The organism is Lysobacter enzymogenes (genome assembly GCF_017168095.1).
GTDB lineage: Bacteria > Pseudomonadota > Gammaproteobacteria > Xanthomonadales > Xanthomonadaceae > Lysobacter > Lysobacter enzymogenes_D.
This window is the reverse complement of record NZ_LXSD01000631.1, coordinates 1-1,770: the sequence shown is the minus strand read 5'-3', so window position 1 is coordinate 1,770 and position 1,770 is coordinate 1. Positions and strand designations below refer to the sequence as shown.

General features: G+C 73.4%; 1 protein-coding gene. It reads right to left on the bottom strand.

Annotation, left to right across the window (positions count from 1 at the left end):
• Positions 1–131 precede the first annotated feature (131 nt).
• On the bottom strand, positions 132–1,770 hold a 1,639-nt coding region (locus A7A76_RS24595; RefSeq protein ID WP_206413787.1), incomplete at its 5' end, for a tetratricopeptide repeat protein.

Sequence of the window (1,770 nt, the reverse complement as noted above, 5' to 3'; positions counted from 1 at the left end):
CGCCGGCGCGCCGGGACGCACGCCGCCGCCGGCGCACGCCGTCAGCAGCGCGGTCAGCAACAACGCCACGCCGATGCGGGCGCGCGCAGCCCGCTTCGCGCCGGCAGCGGCGCGATCGAAATCCGCCGCGCTCACAGCCCGTACTTCTTCAGCGCCCGCAGCAGCGAGCGGTTTTCGGGATCGATCTTGCGGCCCTGCTCGAAATACTTGCGCGCCTCGTCGCGGCGGCCGGTTTCCCACAGCAGCTCGCCCAGGTGCGCGGCGACTTCGGCGTCCTTGAGCATGGTCAGGGCGCGGCGCAGTTCGACCTCGGCCTCCTTGACCCGGCCCAGGCGGTAGAGCACCCAGCCGTAGCTGTCAACGATGGCGCCGTTGTCCGGCTCGGCGGTGCGCGCGCGCTCGATCAGCTCCAGCGCTTCCTGATAGCGCGTGGTGCGGTCGGCCAGGGTGTAGCCGAGCGCGTTGAGCGCGGCCACGCTGTCGGGCTCGGCCACCAGGATGCGGCGGAAGTCGGCTTCGGCGCGGGCGATGTCGTCGCGGCGCTCCCAGCTCAGGGCGCGCGCGTAGAGGATCTCGGGCTCGTCCGGGAACGCGGCCAGGCCGCGGGCGAAGGCTTCGTTCTCGCCGGCGACGTTCTTGTCCTCGGCGCGCAGGTTGGCTTCCAGGATGTAGGCGTCGCGGCGGGTGTCGTCCTCGGCCGAGGCGTCGGACTGGATCGCGCGCAGCGCGGCGAAGGCCTCGTCGGCGCGCTTGAGCTTGTGCAGCACGTTGGCCGCGCGCAGCCGCGCGATCTCGCGCTGCGGGCCGCCGGGCACGCCCTGGTACCAGTTCAGGGCTTCGTCGAAGCGCTCCAGATATTCGGCCAGCTGGCCCAGCAGCAGGCGCCTGGCCGGGTCGGGCTTGGCCGCGCTGGCGCGCAGCTCGTCGTAGAGCGCGGTCAGGGTCGGCTTGTCGTCGGCGCGGGCCAGGAACGAGGCGCGCAGGGCGTAGGTCTGGTCGTCCTGCGGGCCGCGCGCGAGCACTTCGGCGACCTTCTGGAAATCGTTGAGGCCTTCGTACTGCTCGGCGATCAGCGCGCGCAGGCTGTTGTCGGTGTCGGCCAGCGGGACGAGGCTGGCGAGCAGCCGGGTAGCTTCCTCTTTCTTGCCGTCGTCACGCAGTTGGGTGACGCGCAGCAGGCCGACCCGCGGCTCGCCGGGGAAGCGCCGCACCACTTCGTCGATGATGCGTTCGGTCAGCTTGGGCTGGTCCAGGCGCTGCGACAGGCCGCCGAAGGCGACCCAGGCCATCAGGTTGCGCGGCGGCAGGCGGCCGCCGTCGACCAGCTTCTCGACCATGCGCGCGGTCTGCTTGGGATCCTTGGAGCCGGCGGTCAGCACGCCCAGCGCCTGGCGCCAGCCGGTGTCGGGCGCGGCCGCCATCAGCGCGACCAGCTGCCGCAGCGCGGCGCGTTCGTCGCCGCGGCGCAGCGACAAGGTCGCCTCGGCCGCGGCGAACACCGGGCCCTGGCCGCCGAGCTTGCGCCACAGCGCCAGCGACTCGGCCGCGGCGGCATCGTCGCGCGCGACCAGGGCGATGCTGGTGGCGCGCTCGGCCAGCACCTTGTCGCCGGCGGCGCGCGCGGCCTTGAGATAGGCCGCGGACGCTTCGTTGAGCTTGCCCGACTGCAGCGCGAACTCGCCGACCAGCAGCGATTCCAGCGAGGCGCCGGTGGGATCCTTGGCGGCGCCGGCCTGGATCGCGGCGCGGGTCGCGGCGAGCGCGGCGGCG